3 protein-coding genes are annotated in these 3,470 nt (G+C 48.0%); 1 reads left to right on the forward strand and 2 read right to left on the reverse strand.

Annotated features, from left to right (window positions below; all coding sequences use genetic code 11):
* Nucleotides 1–157: 157 nt before the first annotated feature.
* Together B5E64_RS17610 and istA are read right to left on the reverse strand one after the other, a co-directional pair.
* The gene (locus B5E64_RS17610; protein ID WP_087169727.1) at nucleotides 158–934 is read right to left on the reverse strand and encodes an ATP-binding protein; all 777 of its coding nucleotides are present in this window, start codon (nucleotides 932–934) and stop codon (nucleotides 158–160) included.
* 5 nt (nucleotides 935–939) lie between these two features.
* Nucleotides 940–2,484 carry an IS21 family transposase gene (gene istA, locus B5E64_RS17615; RefSeq protein ID WP_087169728.1) on the reverse strand — a complete coding sequence of 515 codons (1,545 nt, stop codon included), beginning with the start codon at nucleotides 2,482–2,484 and terminating at the stop codon, nucleotides 940–942.
* Between the two features lie 179 nt (nucleotides 2,485–2,663).
* Here istA and B5E64_RS17620 point away from each other — a divergent pair, with 179 nt between their 5' ends.
* Nucleotides 2,664–3,131: a transposase gene (locus tag B5E64_RS17620; RefSeq protein WP_343284107.1), complete on the forward strand. Its 468-nt coding sequence runs from the start codon at nucleotides 2,664–2,666 to the stop codon at nucleotides 3,129–3,131.
* Nucleotides 3,132–3,470: the final 339 nt, after the last annotated feature.

Consider the following 3,470-nt stretch of genomic DNA (forward strand, 5'->3'; position numbering starts at 1 on the left):
TGGATATACCGGTGCGCTGAAAGCGCCTGTCCGGTGTTTTGGAAATCACCTGTCCGAAAAGAGGAAATCACTGTTCCAGACAGATAATAAATGTGGCGGAGCCGCCATCCTGAAGAATAGAACCTCCAGGATGGGGACGCCAGTTGGCTGTTAACGATTATTCGCTCAGCGCCGGATCCAAGCCGTATACTTCTCTCATAGAGCGATAGTTGGATGGATCAGTTGGAACGATATTGATCTTGTAGGCATCGTGCATGATGCGGTCAAGGATGGCTTCAGCAAGAGGGCTGTCATCGCCACCGAGCTGGTCGTACCATCCGCTGGGATCGTACTGGGAGCAGAAGATCGTGGAGGATTTCTTCCGTCTTCTGTGGAGCAGTTCCAAAATGTCATGCTGTTCCGTTTCTGTCGGCTTCAACAAGAGCCACTCATCAATGATGAGCAGGACGGGGTTGGCATACTTGGCCTGAACCTTCTTGTAGGTGCCATCTGTACGCGCCAGATCAAGCTCCAGGAGCATATCGGGCAGGCGCACATACTTTGTTTTATAGCGCTGTTTGCAGGCCTCCATACCGAAAGCGCAGGCCATGTAGGTCTTCCCACTCCCGGTAGCACCTGTGATGAACAGGTTTCGGTGCTCCGTGATGTACTCACCGGTTGCGAGACGTTCGATCAGACCGCGGTTAAGTTTCCGGCCGGAAGTATAGTTGATATCAGCGATGTAAGCTTCCGGCTGATCGAACCCGGCTCCCTTGATCAGACGCTTCAGACTGTTGTTCTTACGGTTATTGTATTCGATGTCGACCAGAAGGCCGAAGCGATCCTCGAACGGAACATCCTTCATCCTTGGATCATCCATCTGTGTGATAAAGGCATCTGACATAGAAGTCAGTCGCATTTCAATAAGTTTGTCGATTGTACTCTGATTGGTCATGGTTCTTACCTCCTGTAGTAGTCAGCGCCACGAGTGATGGCGTGCTTGTTCTGAGTTGATGCAGAGTCGGGAGTCTGTAACTCCGGTTCCATCTTTTCCCACCCGGCTGCCAAGATGTTTTTGATACTCTTGTAGCTGGGACTCGCTGTGTAGGAAAGCGCCTTCCGGCACGCTGCTTCCAAACGCTCAGCAGAGTATTTATCTGCCAGTTTCAGAAGCCCCATACAGCTTCGGTAGGACTGCTGCTCCACCCTCTGGGAGGCAAGAATCGCATGAACAACCTTGCACGTATTGGTTCCAATCCGCTCAGCCCATTTGCGGAAACGGTCGCCGTTCCATTCCAGATATTTCTGGTGATCGGCGGGCATATGTTCCGTAACAGTGCTGTATTGCCCCTTTCGGCCATACAGACGGTGGTGGAAAGCAATGCGGTTGTGATTGTAAAAGATTTCGATAATCGTGTCAGTTACCCGCACATCCACCTTGCGTTTGATGTATTCGTAAGGAACGGAGTATAGCATTCCATCGATGGATATGTGATAATTGAACTGAACGGTGGCTTTTTTCCATTCCGCCAGTTCATAAGGGGTAGCCGGTAGCTTGGCCAGTAATGGCAGTTCTTCGTCGCGGAAGATCTCGTATCGGGTACCCTCTTTCTTTTGAAAAGGACGGTTTACGAATTCCTCCAGCTTCCTGCGGATGGACTTGTTCAGCTCGGCCAGCGAAAAGAACTGTTCATTACGGAGCGCCGCGGTAATCCAGGTAGAAATGACACCTACAGAGCCCTCGACATTTGGCTTGTCCTTCGGTGACCGGATGCGGGCCGGGATGATAGCCGTGTTGTAGTGCTCAGCCATCTCATGGTAGATGGTATTGAGTTCCTGATTGTACCAGTCGTTGTTGTGGATCACTGCAGTTGTGGTATTATCAGGCACCAGAATACGAGTTACACCGCCGAAGTACTCATACATATGAACATGCGCAGTAATCCATGAGCGCTGCTTTTCATTCATAAAAGCCTCAACATAAGGATACTGGCTGTATGCCATGACACCCACAAAGAGAAATGCGGGGATGATCTCGCCGGTATCCGGATCAGTGATCTGCGCAGGATCTCCTGCCCAGTCAACTTCGATCTGCTCGCCAGGCTTTCGGTTGATATGCATGGTTGCGCGGCGCTTCTGTTCATCCTGCTGGATGTAATAACAGAACTGGGAATACATGAGTGGCTCATCACCGGACTGGCGGCATTCCTCCAGGTACTCCGTCCAGAGGAGTTTCTTGTTGACACCGTTGCGGAGCAACTCCTTCTGGATGTAGTTGAAATCCGGCATCCGTTTTTGTTTGGATACTTTTGATTCCCTGGGAAACATCAGCTTCTGAAGCGCTGCATCTGTCAAGGTTTCATCCAACGGCCATGATAAATGCATTTCCCGCGCTCGTTTTTGAACCTTGACTACGGTTTTCTGCGAAACACCGATGCTTTGAACAATGTTTCGCTGTGACAGTCCCAAAGCGGTCAGCCTGAGGATCTCACGATACTTGGTCATTGTCTTGTGACCTCCTTATAATAGATTTACATCTTGCGATGCATGTCTCTATTATAAGGCTCTGGAATGTGATTTCCTGTCCCGGAACAGTGATTTCCGCTTATCCGGAATAGTGATTTCCTAACGCCGGACTGGTGATGGAAAATGCCCCGGAATACTCAATCAGTAAGCGGGAAAACATGGGGTATGATGAAACGACGGATACGTATACCTGCCATGCCGGGAAGAAACTGGAGCCGATCTTTCTGAAAAAGCAGAAAAGCAAGAGCGGTTATGAATCAGAAGTAACTGTCTACGAATGCGAAGATTGTACAGACTGTCCTTATAAAGAAAAATGTACGAAAGCAAAAGGGAATAAGCGGCTGTATGTCTCCAAAAGCTTTTTAGAGAGACGTCAGGAATCGTATGAAAACATCCTGAGTGAGACAGGGATCCTGTACCGGATGAACCGTTCGATCCAGGTGGAAGGAGCATTCGGAGTCCTGAAAAACGATTATGAATTTCAAAGATTTCTGCTGCGTGGGAAAACCAAGGTAAAACTAGAGATACTTTTACTTAGTATGGGCTATAATCTCAATAAACTCCACGCCAAAATACAGAATAACCGGACAGGAAAACATTTATTTCCAGTGAAAGAAGTCGCTTAAGCAGAGCATAAAATGAAGCGTTTTATTAAAGTACGCCAAAAAACGGAAGTAATCCCAAAACTAGATGGATTCTCTTCCGTTTTTCTTTTAGTTGGAACGAGGGTATCGTTCCATCATCTAATCTGATGATTTTGCAACACCCTCTTTTCTGTTATAAGTAAAACAAAACGGTCAGAATGACTGTGCAGCCATCATCGCAGATGATGTTCAAAGGGTGTATATTACAGATAAACTGACCATCCCTCACGGTCAATCTGACCACCTTCCACGGAGATTTAGATCACTGATCTCGAAGAGGGATAGTCGGCGATCAAAGTCATTCTTATAATAAGGATGGCA

Source organism: Drancourtella sp. An12 (assembly GCF_002160935.1).
Taxonomy (GTDB): domain Bacteria; phylum Bacillota; class Clostridia; order Lachnospirales; family Lachnospiraceae; genus Sellimonas; species Sellimonas catena.